The following is an 18,038-nucleotide window of genomic DNA, read 5'->3' as shown; positions in this document are numbered from 1 at the left end:
GATCAGTCGCAATCAGGTCCGACGAGGGGTCACGACTTCGCCGTCTTCCTTGACGAAGGCCGCAACCGGATGGTCGAGCAGGTCGAGTACGGCTTCGGACGGGCGGCACAGGCGCGTGCCGCGCGCCGTCTCGACGATCGGCCGGTTGATCAGGATCGGATGGGCCAGCATGAAGTCGACGATCTCACCGTCGCTCCATTGCGGGTCGCCCAAGCCAAGCTCGGCATAGGGTGTGCCCTTCTCGCGCAGGAGGTCACGCGGCTTCATCGCCATGGCGGCCAGCAGCGCGACGAGCTTCTCCCGCGAGGGTGGCGACGTAAGATAGTCGACCACCACCGGCTCCTCGCCCGACTGACGGATCATTGCGAGGGTATTGCGGGAGGTGCCGCAAGCGGGGTTGTGATAGATGGTGACGCTCATCGCGGGGGCTTTCGATCGGAAGCTAAGAGCCGGCGCCGACGCTGCTCCGACAAAACACCCATCGCATGGGCGCGGCCTATGGCTCAAGGCCCCTGCCCTGCGCCAAGGTGCCGCCGGAAGAAGCGGAGGACCTCAGCGTTGAAGTTCCGATGGAAGGCAATCCGGTCGAAATCCGCCCCGTCCGTGCAGATCTCCGCTTCGCCGAAATCGGCGGCGGCCTTGGCGAGTTCAGCGCTGCAGGGCGCCAGGAAGGCGAAATGCCCCGCCTTGGCGGCAACATGCAGTTCCGGCCGGGCGGTGAGATTGTGCGCCACCGTGTCGGCATCCTTCGGCCCCACGCCATCACCGCCGAACTCGGAGGCCCACAACTGCACGGGAACGGTGACCGGCCGCAGGCCTGCTACGGTGAATTGCGCCCCGAAGGCCGGGTCGGCGATCACCGCCGCCTTGATGCGCGCATCATGCGTCAGCGCCCGGCCGTCGGTGGCATCGACCTCGATCTGTGCGCACCAGCGGTTGCCCGGATAGGTCGGGCAGTGACCAAGGATGAGCCGGAAGTCCGGCGTGCCGCCGATGGCCGCAAGCCCGGTATAGCCGCCCCTGGAAAAGCCGAACACGCCGATCCGCTCCGGCGCGATCCGGGCGGCGCCGGGCCAGCCCGCCAGCATGAAATCGACCAACCGCTTGATGTCGTCGGGGCGTTCCAGCATGGAGGCGATGTCCCCCGGCCGCCTCGTTGCCGAGCGGCCGCTATTCAGGGGATGGTCGACAGCCGCCACGATGAAGCCGGCATCGGCCAGCGCCCGCGCTGTGTCGCGATGACTGACGAAGGAGCCGCCGACCCCGTGCGAGATCACCACGAGCGGCATTTGCATGCCGGCGGGCGGACAATCGCGCACGACCTCCACCACGATGGGGCCGAAGCGGTTCGCGGTGGGGGTGCCGCCGGCGCAGGGATACCAGACGCCGCCGGTGAGCGCCGGCCGGCCGCCATCGGCCGGAATCTCGATCAGGCTCAGGCCAGCCGCCCGGCTACCGGCCGGTGCCAGCAGGCAGAGCAGCTGCAGAAAAGCGAACAGCAGCAGGCGCAGGCGTAATGGGACGGGCGGTCTCATTGGGCTTCTCCGGATCCGGTATCGGGAGAGGCCTGCCTGCTCCGATTGCACCTGCCGGTCGTACCGGATCGCAATCGAGGTCGTACCCGCACGCGATCCGGCCCCGACGCCGTCTTGCACTCAATAGGCCGTCAGGATGGTTGCCCGCCGCCTAACCGGGCATGGCGGCTTGAGACGGAGACAGGATTGCCGCAGGGATCCTTGGCATTGGCAAACCGATAGCCATCCGCCGGATGAACCGGACCAAACACCAGGCCGTTTCGGGCGCTCAGGGCGCAGAACGCATCCACGTCCTCGACATCGAACACCAGCTTGACCAGGGACTGGCCACTGCGCTGCCCCTTGCCGGCCTGATGCAGCATCAGGCGCATGCCTCCGCCCGGATTGACGAGTTCGACGATCCTGTCCTCGGGGTGGCGTATCGCCTCGAAGCCGAAATGCTTTTCATAGAACAGCACCATCGCCTCGATGTCTCTGGCGTAGATCAGCAGCCGGTTGAGCGGGACGGCCTTCAGCTCAGCAACCCTTTCTTGCCGAAGCGTTGCTCGAGGAAACGGGTAATGATTTCCACCACCAGCTCATGGTCGGCCTGCTGGGGCAGGCCCGATATGGTGATGGCGCCAACCAGGCCCGTGCCCTCCACGATGATCGGAAAGCTGCCGCCATGTGCGGCATATTCCTTGGGATCGACCATGAAGCGATCATGGAAGGAGGGACCGCCCGGCAGCGTCGACTGGCCCATATAGAAGGAGGAATGTCCGAACCGGTAGACCACCGCCGATTTGCGCGCGATCCACTGATCATTGTCGAGCGAGGTTCCGGCCAGGGCAGCATGGAAGAGCTGCTGGCGGTTGCGGCTGACATTGATCGCCACCGGCAAGGCGCGCTCGCGGGCGATGCCGAGCGCCAGCGTGCCCAGATCGATGGCGATGTCGTTGTCGAAGGCCGGGAAGGTGAGCACCGCCTCTTGGTGTAGCAGCTCGCTCAGCGTGATCTCGTCGGGCATGTGGGCCTCCTTGCCCGACGATCATGCGGGGACCCGCCACCCCTGGCAAGACGGCAGGCGAATTCCCACACAGGCAAGGCGTGCATCAGTGTGCCGCCCCCACCCTTATGATTTGATAGGGTTGTGGAAACGCCCCTCCACGAACCAGTAGCGCGCCGCTATTTGCGGAAGGTCGCCTCGCCTGCATCCGAGACCTGCACCCAGCGCTTGTCGGGTGCCGCGCCCGCGACGTAGGCATCGTTCCAGTTCCACCATTTATAGGGCGGCGTCTGCGGATAGCCCTCGGGCGAATCCTCCCAAGACTCCTGGCGGCCGAGCGGGGTGATGTCGAGATAGTTCCAGGTGCCGCCCATCTGCTCGTCGCCGCGGCTGTTGACGAAATAGGTGCGGAAGATCCTGTCGCCGTCGCGGTAGAACACATTGGTGCCGTGCCATTCGCCCACGCCGAAATCCCAGTCGAAATCGTCGATCACGGTGTACCACGGCATGGTCCAGCCCATGCGCTGCTTCAGCCTGGCGATATCGTCCTGCGGTGCCCGCGAGAGGAAGACGAGTGTGGTGTCACGGGCATTGAGATGAGAGAGGTGTGCGACCTGGTCAGCCACCATCGAGCAGCCCCGGCAGGCATGCTCGGGCCAGCCGAACACACCCGGCTCGAAAAAGGCGCGATAGGCGATGAGCTGGCTGCGCCCCTCGAACAAATCCGCAAAGCTTGCCCGGCCCTGCGGCCCCTCGAAGACATAGGCCTTCTCCACCGCCATCCACGGCATGCGCCGGCGCTGGGCTGCCAGGGCGTCGCGGGCCCGGGTATGCGCCTTTTCCATCGCCAACAGCCGCTCATGCGCCGCCTGCCAATCCTGCGGCGACACCACTGGCGGAATGTGCATGCCCGTGGCTCCGTCCTGTCCATTTCCGGCTGAAGTCGTCATCGCAAATCTCCTCATTTCGGCCAGTCACGTCTCGCGCACCAAGCACATCGGCACGCGCCGCCGCTGGCTCGTCATCGGTGAGGAGAGAGTGCCACCGGGAAGAGGAGGGTGGGAGTAACAAGTGTGACGGTATTCGGGAGGGTCTCCCGATCGAAAGCCCATGCCGGAATTACCGGCAACGGCCTGCGTCGTTTCGGCACGATCAAAGACAGGCATGTTGTATCGATTTATCGCGGCTTGTCGCACGAGGTTTTTTGGCTAGGGTAACCAACATAAAGCGCCCGAAAAGAGGAGCAGGTTCATAAAATTTAGAATACCAAGAGGAAAAGTTATGAAATTGGGTCCATCTATTCTTTTAAATTGCGCGACGGTTTTCGGCGTCATCGCCCTTATAGGCTCGACCTCTCCTCTCGCGGCGCAGGAATCCGACAAGACGGTCGAGCTTCTTCAGCAGCTTCTGCGCTTCGATACATCCAACCCGCCGGGACGAACGCTGGAGGAAGCGAGCTATCTCAAGAAGATCTTCGACGCCGCCGGCGTCGAGAATGAAATCATCAAGACCCCGAAGGAAGGCGTGGCTCACTTCATCGCTCGCCTGAAGGGCGACGGCAGCAAGAAGCCTGTGCTTCTGGCTGCGCATTCGGATGTGGTGCCGGTTGAACGGCACACCTGGAGCGTCGATCCTTTCGCCGGCGAAATCAAGGATGGCTATGTTCTCGGCCGGGGTGCGATGGACTTCAAGGGTGGTCAGGCGGTGTTCGTCCAAGCTCTCCTGGAGCTCAAGAAAAGCGGTGTCGCGCTCTCGAGGGACGTGATCTTCCTGGCCGAAGCCGATGAAGAAGCCGGCGATTACGGCACCGACTGGCTGGCGAAAAATCACTGGGACAAGATCGACGCTGAATTCGTCTTGAATGAAGGCGGCTGGATCTTCCAGGACAAGAAGGGCGTCACCCGCCAGGTCAATATCACGACGCGTGACAAGATCTATGCCGGCCTCAGGCTCAAGGTGACGGGTACGCCCACGCACTCCTCGCGCCCGCAACCGGACAGCGCGGTCGGCAAATTGACGAGGGCCCTGGCGAAATTGTCGGTATGGGACACCGAGCCCACCCTCACCGGCCAGACCAAGGCCTATTTCCAGGCCCTTTCATCGAGCGCAACCGGGCAAATGAAGCGCGATCTCCAGACCTTGGCCTCGAGCAGTGACCCTGCGGCACTGAAGAAAGCCGGAAAACGCGTCTCCGCCACCGGTGATTACCCATTGCTCTGGCACGCCCTGATGCGCAATACGGTGGCGACGACGATCATCAAGGCCGGGGTGAAGGAAAACGTCATTCCCGGCACGGCCGAAGCCTATGTGAACGTGCGCCTCATTCCGGGCTCGACGCCCTGGGACGTGCGAGCCCAGGTCGAGAAAGCCATCGCCGATCCGGATATCAAGATCAGCGTCGACACCACCCTGTCGGAAGCCGACGCCAAGGCCTACTACAAGAAGCGCACGGAAGCCGAGGCATCCCCGACCGACACGCCCCTGTTCAAGGCTCTCGAAACGGCCGGAAAGAAGACATGGCCCGAGGCTACGGTGGTTTCGGCCTTGTTCGAGGCCGGCACGGACGCTTCCGCCTGGCGAGACCGCGGGATACCGACCTATGGCATCTATCCATACCCGCTGGACAATGAAACGCTCGAACGCATGCACGGCAATGACGAGCGCATCGCGGTCAAGTCTTTGAAAGAAGGCACGTCTTTCATTTACAGCACACTGGTCGGCGTGGCCGCGAAGTGATCACCAGTCCTCCTTCCCGCGGGTTGGAAGGAGGAAGGCTTGGAGCGCGGCACCGGGACATCCCGGTGCCGTAACGTCGGCAATAACGGACAGATGGTCGTGGCCGTTGAACGAGCATCGCCAGGAAACATGCTGGCCACCACGATGGATTCTGCAGCCCGACAGAATTGCCGGCTAGCGCCTGGCTTGTGAAAACAGATCCCTGAGCAAATTACCTCCTGGCATTTTCGCCAGTGGAATGTCGGCCTCCTCGAACCAGACCTTGTCGGCCTCCGGATGAGGGCCGCTCAAGACGACGCTGCCTTTGCCGAAGGAATAGCGCGCCGCCGCGACATCGCCGTTCTCATAGGTGGCGATCTGCCGAAAGCCCGCATCCTGCTTTGCGCTCGGCAGGTAAGGACCGTCCTGAAAGAATATTCCCTGTTTCTGGCCCGCCCAACGCACGGTTATGGCTGCGTCGGCAATCGTCTTGACGGCGAAGCCGGGACGTCCGACTTCGGAATCGAGATCATGCGGGATCAGGCCTATCCCCGTGGCATCCGCAAGATAGGCGCCCATGCAGACGCCGACATAATGGCCGCCCTGCGCCACGTAATTGCGAATGGCGCCGATGCGAGCCTTGCCCAGACTCCGCAACGCACCCGGAATGTCCTGACCGCCACCCGGCTGCACATAGATGTCGTAGCGTGACAGGCTTTGGGGGGAGATGTCGGTCCGTTCCCCCGCCCCAACAAATTCGACACGGTAGTTCGGCCCGAGTTGCTCGATCGATGTCTTCATGGTTTCGGAGCAGCCTTCACAAGAGGCCGGGCCCCGATACACCGCCACCTGAATGAGTTCGCCCTTTGCCTGTGCGAGAGACGGCGCGGGTAACGTCCCGAGCAGGACAGCCCCAATAGCAGCCGATGTACAGAGCTTCATGATACCTGCACCAATGATTTTGAAGGATATTTCCGAACCGGACGCCGATTTGAACGGCGATCCTCGATGGGGCCTGCGGCTGTTCTATGACGGCAAGGAGGCCGGAGTGGGCAACCGGCATCTGCTCCGCACAGGCATCACCGGCCACCGCTTCATTCGGCTTCGGATGAGAAGCGGCCGGTTCACCCACGAGCAGGGCTTGTTGGAACGAAGGCATTGTCCGGAAATAGCCGAAGCGCCGCCCTTGTCATGCCCGGGCATCCAGGGGGCCCTGCTTCGACGTCTGGAGGGAGGAGCTGGATTGCCGGGTCAAGCACGGCGATGACAAAGAGCCAACTCGATTCGTTTATTAATGGATGAATCCCAAGCCGGCGACGAAGGCACCTTCTTCATCCCGCCGTCTCAGCCATCATCCCAGCCAGCGCCTCGCTCCGCGTGAGGATGGCATCGCCCATATAGGCGAGCGCGGTAAAGCTGCGCTCGGCCGCCTCCCGGTGGCCGGTGCCGCAGGCGTCCTCGACGATAACGGGCACGAAGCCGAGATCGGCGCCGTGGCGGGCCGTCGGCTCGATGCCGATCTCGATGGCGACGCCCATGATGGCGAAGGAGGTGAGACCGCAATCGCGCAGGATGGTGGCGAGCGGCGTGTCGGCGAAGGCCGAGAAGGTGATCTTGTCGAGGATGGCCTCGTCTTCGCGTGGCGTCAGTTCCGGCGCGATCTCGAAGCCGGGCGAGGAGCGCAGGAACCAGGGCTTCACCGCGGCGGGGTCCTCGGTGCGCTGCCAGGCCATGGCCTGGCGATATTGGAAGCGTCCCATCAATTTGGGCGGCATCGACATGTGTCGCAGGAAGATGACGCGGTAACCGCCCGCCCGCGCAGCCTGCAGCACGGTGGCATTGCGCGCGATGATGGCGGCGCTGTCGGCAATCTGGCTGAGGATGCCCACCTGCATGTCGTAGACGATGACGGCCATGCGGTCGGGCCGGCAGAGCTCCGCGAGGGAGCCGTGGAGTTCGAGACCGAAGGGGTTCTTCATGGTATTCGGCTCCTTGCGGGGATGCCGCCGACCTGATGACCGGCGCCATGATGGCTCCACACCTTACGGCGAGGCTCTCCGCAAATCACCCCTCCTGGCCGCATGAAAACGGGAGGGACCTGCCCGCCCGTCCCGGGTCCAGCGCGTGGCCAGCCTATTCGGCTGGCGGCGCGAGCTTGGTGACTTGGATCCTGGCGTCGTGCAGGACGCCATGCGTCTCCAATTCGTCCAGCAGGCCCTTCCACAGCGAGATGCACAGGCCGATCATCACCAGGAGAAAGGGGGCAGCGGCGATGATCGAGGCCGTCTGCAGGCCGGCGAGGCCGCCCATCACCAGGAGCACGCAGGCCGAGGCGCCGGCGAGCAGGCCCCAGAGCACCACGATGCCCGCCTGCGGATGGGGAGCGCCCCGGCAGGAGAGCATGCCCATCACTACCGAGGCGGCGTCCGCACCGGAGACGAAGAAGATCGCCACCAGGAACATAGCGATGGTCGAGGTCACCGTCGCCATCGGATATTGCGCCAGCAAAGCGAACAGCGATACCGGCGCGCCCTGGTTCTTGACCGCCTCGACCAGGCCGCCGGCACCCATCAGCTCGGAATGGAGGGCGGTTCCGCCCATGATGGTGAACCAGACGAAGGTGACGGCGCTGGGGATCAGCAGGACGCCGATCACGAATTCACGGATGGTACGGCCGCGCGAGATGCGGGCGATGAACACACCTACGAAGGGCGCCCAGGAGATCCACCATGCCCAGTAGAAGATGGTCCAGTTGGCCAGCCATTTACCGTCGCTGAAGGCGGCGGTGCGGAACGACATCGAGACGAGGTCACTGAGATAATAGCCGAGCGATTCGATCAGCGTGTCGAAGATGAACACGGTGGGGCCGAAGACTGCCAGGAAGAGCAGCAATACCACCGCGATCACCATGTTCATGTTGCTGAGGAACTGGATGCCCTTGCCGACACCGGACACAGCCGAGAGGATGAAGAGCACCGAGAGCACGGCGATGATGGCAAGGGCAATGGTGGCGGATTCGCCGGTGCCCCACAGATAGTTCATGCCGGAGTTGATCTGCTGCGCGCCAAGGCCGAGCGAGGTGGCGGTGCCGAACAAGGTAGCGATGATGGCCAGCACGTCGATGGTGCGGCCGATCGGCCCGTGCACCCTGTCGCCGATCAGGGGCTGGAAGGCGCTGGACATCAGGGTCGGCAGATCGCGACGATAGCTGAAATAGGCGAGCGCCAGCCCGACGACGGCGTAGATCGCCCAGGGATGCAGGGCCCAATGGAAATAGGCATATTGCATCGCGACGATCGCCGCTTCCTTCGATTGCGGCTGGGCGAGCCCATGGGGCGGCGAGCCGAAATGCGACACGGGTTCTGCCACGCCCCAGAACATCAGGCCGATGCCCATGCCGACGCTGAACATCATGCAGACCCAGGAAACCGTGGAGAATTCCGGCTTTTCGTCGTCATGGCCGAGCTTGATCCGGCCGAAGCGACTGAAGGCCAGGAAGCCGGCGAAAACGAGAAAGAACGCCGTCGAGACGACGAAGCTCCAGCCGAAGGCATGGATGATGCCGTTGAGCGTCGCCGTGGCGACACTTGTCAGGCTGGCGGGGAAGAGCGTTCCCCACAATACAAAGCCCACGACAATAATAAGCGCCGGCCAGAAGACACCGGAATCCGATCCACGAAGCATTGCGCGCGACAAAACGATCGTTCCTCCCCCGTTGAAGCGGGCGCTTCATCGTCTGCCAGCCGGGATTTCGTCGTTCGCGAGTCCCAATAGCCACGCCCCCAGGTCATAATGCCGCGATATACCTTTGCAATCCGCCTCAGTACCGACATCCTGGGTTCCGAATCCGCCCCCGGCTCTCGAAAACCGAAGGGCATTCGCGGCAATGGGCGGATGCGGGTGCGCATCGTCAAACGGGCTTTCGGGATAGAAAGCCCGGCTCGTCATTGCGAGCCTGGCCAATCGAAGGATCGGCCGGGCGAAGTGGTTCCTTTGAAGGATCAGGCTCGCAGCAAAGGCGCCGCGCAGGCCGCCGGCACCGGCTCGCTGAGGCCAAGCTGCTCGCCCCAACGGCAGAGGGCAGCGCTGCTGGCGATGAGGCCGGCGCCGCGCTCGCTCAGGGAATAGACGACCTTGGCCGGCATCTGCTCATAGACCTTGCGGTGGATGAGGCTGTCGGCCTCCAATTCGCGCAGCTTTTGCGCCAGCATCTTCTCGCTGATTGCCGGAATAGCTCGGCGCAGCCGGCCGAAGCGGCGGGCACCGGTATGGAGCTCGCACAAAATGTCGAGCTTCCATTTACCTTCGAGCATGCGGATCGCCGCCGCAAAGCCGCAATCATTCGCCGTATCCGCCATGCCCCTCTCCCTCGCCACCCCTTACGACCTGGTAACCACTTACGTGGGCGTGCGTATTGAGCGCCGCCACGCCAGTCCCATCTGCCCGAGGACGATGGAACGCGCGGCAGGAATTCGTCAGCCCGCGCTGGTGGATATGGAGTGTCGAGATGAAGCTTGCAATTGCGGTGCTGGGAACGGGACGCATGGGATCGGCGCTGGCGCGCGCCCTGCTGGGCGCCGGCCATGAGGTGACGGTGTGGAACCGTACCCCGGCCAAGGCCGAGGCGCTGGCTGCCCTCGGCGCGACCGTCGCGCCCTCCGTGGCCGAAGCCGTGGCGGCGGGAGCGGTCGTCATCGTGAATGTCAGCGATTACGACGCCACCGCCGCGCTGCTGCGCGAGGCCGGCGCCGGCCGGGCCCTCGAAGGCAAGCTCGTGGTCGAACTCACCTCGGGCACACCGCAGGGCGCGCGCGAGGCTGGAGGCTGGGCGGCCGCGCAGGGCGCTGCCTATCTCGACGGCGCCATCATGGCCACGCCCGATTTCATCGGTACCGAGGCCGGCACCATCCTGTTCGCCGGCCCCAGCCAAGCCTTCGAGGCCAACAAACCGTTATTCCTGGCCCTCGGCGGCAATGTCCAGCATGTCGGGGAGGATGCCGGCCTCGCCAATGCGCTCGACAGCACCCTGCTCGGCCTGATGTGGGGGGCGCTGTTCGGCACGCTCAACGCCATCGCCGTGAGCCAAGCCGAGGGGGTGGCACTCGGCGTGCTGGGTCGGCTCTGGCAGACCTTGATGCCGGTGATCGACGGTCAGGTCGCCGACCTGATCAAGCGCAACGAGACCGGCCGCCTGGCCAGTGACGAGCAGAGCTTTGCCTCGATCGCCACCCATTACCACGCCTTCGAGCATTTGCTGGCGGTGATGCAGGCCCGCAAGATCGACCTCGGCGTCATCCTCGGCCAGGACAGCCTGTTCCGCCGGGCGCTCGCGGCCGGCCAGGGCGAGGACGATTTCGCTGCACTCTCGCGCTTCATGATTGGACGAGATTGAGCGGACCGTTCACGTGAATGCGATTCACCAGCCGAGAACTGTGATTTGCCGAAGATGCCGGCAGCATGAAGAGTATCGATGGGCTCGGCGAATCGGGCCGCTCGGGCTCTACAGCCCGCCAGCAAGGACATATCATGACATCTCGGCGCCTTCCGCTCCCGCTTCTCGCGGCCCTTCTCCTCTTCGTCAGCCTGGCCGGCTTTCTCGCGCCGTCTGGCTCCGCCCGCGCGGCCTCCGCCGACATCGACGTGAACGACATCATCACCGATCCCTCTTCCCCCGTGCTCGGCAATCCCAAGGGCAAGGTCACCATCATCGAATTCACGGATTATCGCTGTCCCTATTGCCGAGTGATGCAGTCGCGTCTCGCCACCCTCCTGCGCGAAAACAAGGAGATCAGGCTGGTGATGAAGGAATGGCCAATCTTCGGGGAGGCTTCGGTCTATGCCGCCAGGGTGGCGCTCGCCGCCAATTGGCAGGGCAAATATGGCGAGGTGCACAATGCCCTCTTCGCCCTGCCCCGCACCATGGACAAGGATACCGTGCGCGATGCGGCCGGCAAGGCCGGCGTGGACCTCGCGCGGCTCGACAAGGATCTTGCCGCGCGAGGCCCGGAGATCGCAGCCATGCTGGCCAGGAACGACGTCGCCGCCCGCCTGTTCCAGCTCCAGGGCACGCCCGGCTTCGTGATCGGTCACGACGTCTATTTCGGCGCGCTCAGCCTGGAGCAGCTTCGACGCTATGTGAAGGCTGCGAAGTGAGCAGCCTTAGTAGCCTGCAAATGAAGAACTTTCTCAATGCGGGCTCGCCGTTGGCCGCACCACGATCTCACTGACGTCGACGTCATCGGGCTGGCCGATGGCATAGGCTAGTGCAGCGGCCACGGCATCCGGGCTCATGGTAACAGCCCGGAAGGCTTTCATCGCCTCCCGCGCGGTGGGATCGCCGATCGTATCGGCAAGCTCGGAGGTGGTGGTGCCGGGCGAGATCACCGTGACGCGGATGCGATCCGTCTCCTGGCGCAGCCCATCCGAAATGGCGCGCACGGCGAATTTGGTAGCGCAATAGACGGCGGCGGTGGGCGAGACGCGATGGCCGCCGATCGAGGAGACGTTGACGATCTGCCCGTTGCCCTGCTCCTCCATGATCGGCAGCGCCGCGGCGATGCCGTAGAGCACACCCTTGATGTTGACGTCGATCATGCGGTCCCATTCCGCCACCCTCAACGCCGACAGCGGGGAGAGCGGCATCACCCCGGCATTGTTGACCATCACGTCGAGCCGCCCGAAAGCCTGGCGCGCGAAGCCGGCAAAGGCGGCAACCTCGGCCTGCGAGGTCACGTCGAGCGGGCGCACCCTCACCTCGCCGCCTTCGGCCGCGATCGCCGCGGCGAGACTCTCCAGCCTGTCAGTACGGCGCGCACCGATCACCACCCGGGCGCCCGCTGCCGCCAGCATTCTCGCGCTGGCCTCGCCGATGCCACTGCTCGCGCCGGTGATGGCCACGACTTTTCCTGCAATTGCATTCATCTCATAGGTTCCTTGTTGAGGTGTTCGCGCCGAGGCGCGGCATCAGGCCTTCGCCGGGTCGGGAAAATCGGCGCTCAGCGTGGTCTCGGCCCAGGTCTCGAAATTGAGGCTCAGCGCCTCCAGCCTTTGGCGGGCGATGCGCAAGGCCGGCGCCCCGAGCAGCAGGCGTAGTGGCGGCTCCGGTGCTTCGACCGCCTTGATGATGGCAAGGGCGGCGCGGGCGGGATCGCCGGGCTGCCGCCCGGAAACGGCGCGGGTCTGCTCGCGGCGCCTGCCGGCGGTGTCGGCATAATCGGCGATGACGGTGGGGGCCTCCACCATAGAGCGGCCGGCCCAATCGGTGCGGAAAGCCCCGGGCTCGACGATCGTCACCTTGATGCCGAGCGGTGCGACCTCCTGGGCGAGCGATTCCGACAGGGCTTCCACGGCGAATTTGGTGGCGTGGTAATAGCCGGTCGCCGCAAAGGCCACGAGGCCGCCCAGGGACGAGATATTGACGATATGCCCGCTCCGGCGCGCCCGCAGGCCAGGCAATATTCTCTTGGTAACGCCGATCAGCCCGAAGACATTGGTTTCGAACTGGGCCCGGATCGCGGCATCCTCACCTTCTTCGATCGCTGCCAGATAGCCATAGCCAGCACTGTTGACGGCGACGTCGATATGCCCGAAGCGAGCCTCGGCCGCCGCCACGGCCTTCTCGATCGCGCCGGGATCCGTCACGTCGAGTTCGACGGTGAGAGCACGCTCGCCATGCGCGGCGGCAAGGTCGGCCAACGCTTCCAACCGCCGCGCCGCCAGCACGGCCTGCCATCCCCTGGCGAGAACGGCCTGTGCCAGTGCCAGGCCGAGGCCCGAAGAGGCCCCCGTGATGAACCAGACCCGTGTTTGCTTTGTCATGTCAGTATCCTCTCTTTCGCCCGGAGCATTGAGCCCCAGCCCGGCGCCCGTTCAGCGGCGCCGGAACACCATGCCGCCATGACGCAGCGTGTCGCGGTCAACGAATTCGCCATCCGCGGTGAAGCCGGTGTCGTCCCAATAATCGATGTGCCTGCCACGGACCTCGTAGCGGCCGCGATAGGCGCTCTTGCGGCCGCCGCGCGCTTCGTCATAGCGCCCGTTCGGCAGCAGTTCCTGCCGGATATGGCCGTCTTCCGTGACCCACATCCCCGCATAAGGGTGTTCAGCCATGCTCGCCTCGTTTCTTGTGATCTGACCCTGGCTGGGGGACGGCATATTCGAGGCCAGCGCCGGGTTCGCCCCCGTCAGCAGGGTCACGATCGCCGCATGGGCCGCGATCCGGCCGCCGACATTGCGATGCGCCATGGCCATCCTCCTCACGTCAGGTTCCTGTTTCGCGCAGAGCCGCCCGTCGGCCCCGCTGGAATGCACCCTAGACCGACGAATTGGCGCGATCGAGTTGCCAATCCGAGATGACTTGGTTAGATTATCTAACCGATGGCAGATGTGTTCGAAGGCATTTCAACCTTTGTCGCTGTGGCGGAGGCCGGCAGTTTCCGCCTCGCGGCCGAGCGGCTGGGCGTCACCCGTTCGGCTGTCAGCCAGGGCCTGCAGCGCCTGGAGGATCGCCTCGGCGTCGCGCTCGTGCAGCGCACCACGCGCAGCGTGCGTCTGACCGAGGCGGGCGAGCAGCTCTACCAGAGCGTCAACCCGGCCCTGTCCGAGGTGAAGACGGCGCTAGGCGCGGTTCAAGACGAGCGCGGGCGTCCAGCCGGCACGCTCCGGCTCAGCGTCTCCTCGATCGCCGAGACCTTCCTGTCCGGCGCCGCCCTGACGGGATTCCTGCAGGCCTATCCCGGCATCCGGCTCGATCTCACGGTGACGGACGAGGAAGACGACATCGTGCAGGCCGGTTTCGATGCCGGTGTGCGGCTGGGTGAGGTGATCGAACAGGACATGATCGCCATCCCCGTCTCAGGTGAACAGCGCCAATTGGCAGTGGCCTCGCCCGACTACCTCGCCCGCTGCGGCACCCCGCAGCATCCACGCGATCTCCTGGCCCATAGCTGCATCGGCTGGCGCGCCCGGCCGGACCTCGCCCCCTATCGCTGGGAATTCACCGAGAACGGCCGCGACTTCGAGATCGCCGTCGAGCCCAGGGTGACGACCAACGATATGGGCACCATGATCCGTCTGGCCTGTACCGGCACCGGCATCACCTTCGGCGTCTACGACACCTTCCGAGCCTATCTCGACCGCGGGGACCTGATGCCGCTGCTCGAAGCGTTCGGGCCGCCCTTTGCCGGCTTCTATCTCTATTATCCGCGCCGCCAGCGCCAGCCGGCAAAGCTTCGTGCGCTGGTCGATCATCTGCGCACCACGACACGCAACGGCGAAGCACCGTGAGGGCTGCGACGCGGCCCCCCGACCGGCAACATGGAGCCCCCTTTCCTGGCCATGCAAGTTGGCTAACTCAAGCAATTGCTAAACCGCTTGGACAAGCGACACAAAATTTGCCGGGGATGCAGTTGACAGATAGACCTAAACAGACGACTTGGAGATAAATGCTTCTACAGCGCAGGAAGAAATGACGAATCCACTTCAGCAGATTTTCCGCCGTGTGCGGGCGGCAAAATCGAAAGAAGATGTCGAAGAATTCCATCTGACCGATGGGTATGTTTTCTCCGAGCCGTCGCCCCAGAACGCTGTCGACTTGATTCCGGGATGGAATCACGCCTTCCCGCCGGAATTGGGCATCCAGGCGGGACCTTCCTATATGTATGAGGATGGGAGGATCCACTGGGCCGTCGAACAATTCGGGCCCGTCTCCGGTCGGCGCGTTCTCGAGCTGGGCCCTTTGGAAGGCTCCCACTCGATGATGCTGGAGAGGCTTGGTCCAGACGTCCTCGACGCCGTGGAAGCCAACAAAATGGCCTTCCTGCGCTGCCTGATCGCCAAGGAGATCTTCAGACTGCAGCGTGCGCATTTTCATCTCGGCGACTTCGTCAAATGGCTGGAACGAGACGACCCGCCATACGATCTCATCGTTGCATGCGGTGTCCTCTATCATATGGAGGACCCGCTGAGATTGCTCGAATTGCTGGCCGCCAGAGCCGATGCGATCTATATCTGGACACATTACTTCGACGAAACTGCAATGCCACCCGAAGATCTCAGGCGCGTTCCGTTCAAGTCACAAAAGCCGCCATACAAGGAACTCAGCCACGAAGTCGAGTTTCGCGGCATCGATATCAAATTGCACGAGCGCAGTTACTATGGCGCCTGGAAGAAAACGGCATATTGCGGCGGTCCGGTCAATCGACATTATTGGATGGAAAAAGAAGACCTTCTGGCGGTTCTCGGCGTACTGGGTTTTGACGATGTGCGCGTTGCCCATGACGATCCCCAACACATCAACGGCCCGTCATTTTCCGTCTTCGCCCGGCGAACGGCTCAGCAAGCTGAAAGGTGAAACACGGTGTTGGGGCTAGCGAATCTCATCCGTCGGGGTATCAAGGCCAAATCAATCAGGAAGGGGCCCAAGAAGGAAAGCCCCTTGGTGATCGAGCAGAAATTCCGGGAAACCTATATCGCGGAGAGGCCGGTGGACCTCGAAGCCATCGAGGAGTTTCGCGGCGATGCGTTTCCCATCAGTGGCCCGGCTTGCTGGCTTGACAGGCCGAACGCGTTGCTGGAAGTCGATCGTCGCCATACCGCCGGCGAACTCAACGACACCGAAGCTGCGATGTGCAAACAATGGATATTCGAGGGTTACTGCATCGCGCCTGGTCTGATCGAGGCGGAACTTCTCGATCGCCTCTGGGCAGCCTATGAAAAGGCGATCGCCGATGGAACGATCACGGTCGCGCCGGAGAGCCGGGGTGCCGGCGATATTCACCCCGGCCGTACGCTCGATCCCCACATTCCGGTGCCGGTGCTGCGCGAGTTGCAGCAACATCCCAAGATATTGAGAATTTCGGATGTGCTGTTCGGACGCAAGACCCTACCGTTCCAGACGATCATGGGACATAAGGGTAGCTGGCAGAGTCCGCATTCCGACACGATCCACATGACGACCTATCCACTGGGCTACATGCTGGCGAGTTGGATTGCGTTCGAGGATGTCGGCACTGATTGCGGGCCATTGGAATATTATCCACGCAGCCACCGGCTCGTACCCCCTTTGCTGAGCGGGGAGCTCGGTATTCCGCCGCGTGCATTCAAGGAAAATATCGGGGTTTACGGCTCACGCTACGAGCCGACGATCCGACACTATATCGACACTTTGGGCCTCGAGCCGAAATATTTCCTGGCCAAGGCCGGTGACGTCCTGTTCTGGCATGCCGACCTGTTGCACGGCGGCTCGCCTCGCAAGGATCTCAAGCTTTCCCGCAAGGCGATGGTCTGCCACTATTTCGCACAGGGCGCCTTCACCTATCATGACCTTTCCGGCAATGCTACGCGCCTGCATAAGAACGGGCTTTATGCCCCCCCCGCGATCGACGAGAGCCTGTGAGGCCTTCTCCGGTGGGGTATTTGGAATTGGGTGTGGACGGGATTGGCTCTCGATATCAGGCGCTACTGGGCCTCGGCTTGAACAGGCGCCAGATCGGCGCAACGACATAGCTGATCACCGGAATGGTCACCAGCCCTACGCCAATGCCCACAAGGCCCGAGCCCGCAGCCTGGACCAGCCATGTCACCACCCCACCAGCCGCCGGCACACTATGCGCCGCCGCTTCGGCGGCCTCATGGAGGACATGGCTGAGAGCGCCCAAGCCATAGGCCTCGAAGCCATGCAGGATGATGCCGCCGCCGACCCAGATCATCGCAGCAATGCCGACCAAGCCGAGCACCTTCAGGAAATAGGGCATGCCGACGACGAGCGCACGGCCCATTCCGCGCAGCAGGCGCCCCATCAAGGAGGGCGAGATCACCCTGGCCATCGCCAAGCCGAGATCATCGGCTTTGACGATAAGAGCGACCGCACCATAGACCGCAGCCGTAATGCCTATGCCGACAATGGCCAAGATGACGGCCTGGGTCACGAATCCGCTATCGGGAACGGAACCGAGCGTGATGGCCATGATCTCCGCCGACAGGATGAAGTCGGTTTTGATGGCGCTTGCGACTTTCTGATCTTCGAAGGATTGCGCATTGGGGTTGATCGAACCGAGTTCGGCTTCATGCTGATGGGCTGCATGCGGCACGATGAGTTCATAGATCTTCTCGACGCCTTCGTAGCAAAGATAGACGCCGCCGATCATCAGCAAGGGCGTAATCGCCTGGGGCGCAAGCAGGCTGAGCGCGAGCGAGACCGGCAGCAGGATCAGAAGCTTGTTCTTGAGCGAACCGGCAGCGATCTTGCCAATGATGGGCAGTTCGCGCTTTGCCGCAAACCCTGTGACGTAGCGCGGCGTGACAGCCGCATCGTCGATGACGACGCCAGCCGCCTTGGCGCCTGCCTTGGCAGCCTGGCCGGCAATGTCGTCCAGTGAGGCGGCGGCGACTTTTGCCAGGGCCGCGACGTCGTCGAGAAGGGCGATCAGGCCAACACTCATTGCACCCCCAATTCAGCTTTGCAGCAGTCGATACTGGACAGAAATGCCATGTATCAAGTCCGGCATCATCATCCCGTGTTTGCGTTCACCTACCGAAGCAGGGAGAAAACGGCGAGGCAGCGCTTCGAACATCCAGAGCGCAGCCTGGGCCATCGCATTTCCCGCCTTGATTGCATAACTCAAACGCAAAACCCCGACCGAGTAATTATCTCGATCGGGGTTTTTGATATGCGAATTGGTTGCGGGGGCAGGATTTGAACCTGCGGCCTTCAGGTTATGAGCCTGACGAGCTACCGGGCTGCTCCACCCCGCGGCAGGTAATTTACATGGTATTCGAGATTTTTGCTTTGCAGGCCTGGCAAC

The 18,038-nt window shown here is 63.2% G+C and carries 19 protein-coding genes and 1 tRNA gene; 6 read left to right on the top strand and 14 right to left on the bottom strand.

The genetic code is table 11. The features are described 5' to 3' along the window. Positions 1-12: 12 nt before the first annotated feature. The 5 genes from arsC to ACZYTC_RS26555 all read right to left on the bottom strand — a co-directional run bounded on the left by arsC (position 13) and on the right by ACZYTC_RS26555 (position 3,470). A complete protein-coding gene (arsC, locus tag ACZYTC_RS26575; RefSeq protein ID WP_434954877.1) occupies positions 13-420 on the bottom strand; it encodes an arsenate reductase (glutaredoxin) in 408 nt (135 codons plus the stop codon). Positions 421-503: 83 nt separating this feature from the next. Next, on the bottom strand, positions 504-1,535 hold the full coding sequence (locus ACZYTC_RS26570; RefSeq protein ID WP_488990946.1) for an alpha/beta hydrolase family protein: 1,032 nt from the start codon (positions 1,533-1,535) through the stop codon (positions 504-506). 131 nt (positions 1,536-1,666) lie between these two features. Beyond that, a complete protein-coding gene (locus tag ACZYTC_RS26565) occupies positions 1,667-2,050 on the bottom strand; it encodes a VOC family protein (protein WP_434959578.1) in 384 nt (127 codons plus the stop codon). Then, a complete protein-coding gene (locus ACZYTC_RS26560) occupies positions 2,047-2,541 on the bottom strand; it encodes a heme-degrading domain-containing protein (RefSeq protein ID WP_434954875.1) in 495 nt (164 codons plus the stop codon). The genes ACZYTC_RS26565 and ACZYTC_RS26560 overlap by 4 nt, the downstream gene beginning before the upstream one ends. Before the next feature lie 158 nt (positions 2,542-2,699). Beyond that, positions 2,700-3,470, bottom strand: a complete 771-nt coding sequence (locus tag ACZYTC_RS26555) for a DUF899 domain-containing protein (protein ID WP_434954874.1) — start codon at positions 3,468-3,470, stop codon at positions 2,700-2,702. A gap of 331 nt (positions 3,471-3,801) precedes the next feature. Here ACZYTC_RS26555 and ACZYTC_RS26550 point away from each other — a divergent pair, with 331 nt between their 5' ends. Then, complete coding sequence (locus ACZYTC_RS26550) at positions 3,802-5,256, top strand: M20/M25/M40 family metallo-hydrolase (protein ID WP_488990945.1); 1,455 nt, start codon at positions 3,802-3,804, stop codon at positions 5,254-5,256. Between the two features lie 174 nt (positions 5,257-5,430). Here ACZYTC_RS26550 and ACZYTC_RS26545 read toward each other — a convergent pair whose 3' ends face one another. The 4 genes from ACZYTC_RS26545 to ACZYTC_RS26530 all read right to left on the bottom strand — a co-directional run bounded on the left by ACZYTC_RS26545 (position 5,431) and on the right by ACZYTC_RS26530 (position 9,593). After that, on the bottom strand, positions 5,431-6,177 hold the full coding sequence (locus ACZYTC_RS26545; RefSeq protein WP_488990944.1) for a BPL-N domain-containing protein: 747 nt from the start codon (positions 6,175-6,177) through the stop codon (positions 5,431-5,433). A gap of 389 nt (positions 6,178-6,566) precedes the next feature. After that, positions 6,567-7,214 (bottom strand): cysteine hydrolase family protein, encoded by a 648-nt coding sequence (locus ACZYTC_RS26540; RefSeq protein WP_488990943.1) that lies wholly within the window; start codon positions 7,212-7,214, stop codon positions 6,567-6,569. A 154-nt stretch (positions 7,215-7,368) separates the two neighbouring features. Next, positions 7,369-8,919 (bottom strand): BCCT family transporter, encoded by a 1,551-nt coding sequence (locus tag ACZYTC_RS26535; protein ID WP_488991103.1) that lies wholly within the window; start codon positions 8,917-8,919, stop codon positions 7,369-7,371. Between the two features lie 317 nt (positions 8,920-9,236). After that, positions 9,237-9,593, bottom strand: a complete 357-nt coding sequence (locus tag ACZYTC_RS26530; protein ID WP_488990942.1) for a winged helix-turn-helix transcriptional regulator — start codon at positions 9,591-9,593, stop codon at positions 9,237-9,239. 149 nt (positions 9,594-9,742) lie between these two features. Here ACZYTC_RS26530 and ACZYTC_RS26525 point away from each other — a divergent pair, with 149 nt between their 5' ends. Both ACZYTC_RS26525 and ACZYTC_RS26520 read left to right on the top strand, forming a co-directional pair. Continuing rightward, a complete protein-coding gene (locus ACZYTC_RS26525) occupies positions 9,743-10,627 on the top strand; it encodes an NAD(P)-dependent oxidoreductase (RefSeq protein ID WP_488990941.1) in 885 nt (294 codons plus the stop codon). Positions 10,628-10,692: 65 nt separating this feature from the next. After that, positions 10,693-11,388: a DsbA family protein gene (locus ACZYTC_RS26520; protein ID WP_488990940.1), complete on the top strand. Its 696-nt coding sequence runs from the start codon at positions 10,693-10,695 to the stop codon at positions 11,386-11,388. Between the two features lie 33 nt (positions 11,389-11,421). Here ACZYTC_RS26520 and ACZYTC_RS26515 read toward each other — a convergent pair whose 3' ends face one another. From ACZYTC_RS26515 to ACZYTC_RS26505, 3 genes are read right to left on the bottom strand one after another with little or no spacing between them, the layout of a single operon-like run. Further along, entirely contained in the window at positions 11,422-12,156 is a 735-nt protein-coding gene (locus ACZYTC_RS26515; RefSeq protein ID WP_488990939.1) for an SDR family oxidoreductase, read from the bottom strand. 42 nt (positions 12,157-12,198) lie between these two features. Further along, positions 12,199-13,053 (bottom strand): oxidoreductase, encoded by an 855-nt coding sequence (locus ACZYTC_RS26510; RefSeq protein ID WP_488990938.1) that lies wholly within the window; start codon positions 13,051-13,053, stop codon positions 12,199-12,201. 51 nt (positions 13,054-13,104) lie between these two features. Further along, positions 13,105-13,479, bottom strand: a complete 375-nt coding sequence (locus tag ACZYTC_RS26505; RefSeq protein WP_488990937.1) for an Atu4866 domain-containing protein — start codon at positions 13,477-13,479, stop codon at positions 13,105-13,107. Positions 13,480-13,611: 132 nt separating this feature from the next. Between ACZYTC_RS26505 and ACZYTC_RS26500 the strand changes: the two genes are divergently transcribed. From ACZYTC_RS26500 to ACZYTC_RS26490, 3 genes are all read left to right on the top strand, one after another. Further along, the gene (locus tag ACZYTC_RS26500) at positions 13,612-14,520 is read left to right on the top strand and encodes a LysR family transcriptional regulator (RefSeq protein WP_434954863.1); all 909 of its coding nucleotides are present in this window, start codon (positions 13,612-13,614) and stop codon (positions 14,518-14,520) included. A 181-nt stretch (positions 14,521-14,701) separates the two neighbouring features. Continuing rightward, on the top strand, positions 14,702-15,586 hold the full coding sequence (locus tag ACZYTC_RS26495) for a class I SAM-dependent methyltransferase (protein ID WP_488990936.1): 885 nt from the start codon (positions 14,702-14,704) through the stop codon (positions 15,584-15,586). Between the two features lie 87 nt (positions 15,587-15,673). Next, the gene (locus tag ACZYTC_RS26490; protein ID WP_488990935.1) at positions 15,674-16,630 is read left to right on the top strand and encodes a phytanoyl-CoA dioxygenase family protein; all 957 of its coding nucleotides are present in this window, start codon (positions 15,674-15,676) and stop codon (positions 16,628-16,630) included. A gap of 55 nt (positions 16,631-16,685) precedes the next feature. On the opposite strand, the gene ACZYTC_RS26485 is transcribed toward ACZYTC_RS26490, so the two are convergent. Then, entirely contained in the window at positions 16,686-17,675 is a 990-nt protein-coding gene (locus ACZYTC_RS26485; RefSeq protein WP_488990934.1) for a DUF808 domain-containing protein, read from the bottom strand. A 236-nt stretch (positions 17,676-17,911) separates the two neighbouring features. Continuing rightward, positions 17,912-17,988 (bottom strand) — tRNA-Met (locus ACZYTC_RS26480). Between the last annotated feature and the right edge of the window lie 50 nt (positions 17,989-18,038).

The sequence above is a fragment of the Labrys sp. F242 genome (assembly GCF_057813875.1).
Note: the sequence above shows the minus strand (reverse complement) of the source record. Positions and strands in the feature narration are given on the sequence as shown.